This window comes from Paraburkholderia sp. RCC_158 (genome assembly GCF_041355255.1).
Classification (GTDB): Bacteria; Pseudomonadota; Gammaproteobacteria; order Burkholderiales; family Burkholderiaceae; genus Paraburkholderia; species Paraburkholderia graminis.
In genome coordinates this window covers 1-562 of the sequence record NZ_JBFUPM010000091.1, presented here as the reverse complement: position 1 = coordinate 562, position 562 = coordinate 1, and the positions used below count along the sequence as shown (strand labels likewise).

Genomic DNA, 562 nt, shown 5'->3' with positions numbered 1-562 from the left:
AAGATCAGCAACATCATCAATATGATGCCGCACGCGCGGCACGACCTGCTCGTGTTCGCCGATAGCGACGTTGGCGTGGGGCCCGACTATTTGCGCCATATCGTCGGCGAACTGGAGAAGCCCGGCGTGGGACTCGTGACCTGCGTGTATCGGGCGCAGCCCGATCCCGGTTTTTGGCCTCGCCTGTCCGCGACCGCGACGCACTATCAGTTTCTGCCCGGCGTCGTCACCGGTCTTGCGCTCGGTCTCGCGCGGCCGTGCTTTGGACAGACCATTGCAATGCGGCGCGCCACGCTGGAGAAGATCGGCGGCTTTCTGCCGTTCGTGCGTCATCTCGCCGAAGACCACGCGATAGGCGAGGCAGTGCGCGCCATCGGCGAGACAGTGGCGATTCCGCCGCTTGCCATTTCGCACGCTTGCGCGGAGGCGAGCGCGGCGCAGTTGTTTGCGCATGAGTTGCGCTGGAGCCGGACGATTCGCAGCATCGATCCGACAGGTCATGTTGGCTCAGCGTTGATGCATCCGCTGCCGTTGGCGTTGCTCGCTATCGGCCTGTCGAGCG

At 64.2% G+C, this 562-nt stretch carries 1 protein-coding gene; it reads left to right on the top strand.

What is annotated here, in order from left to right; genetic code table 11:
* The coding region (locus AB6809_RS36290) for a glycosyltransferase (protein ID WP_371028618.1) at positions 1-562 on the top strand (562 nt) is incomplete at both ends.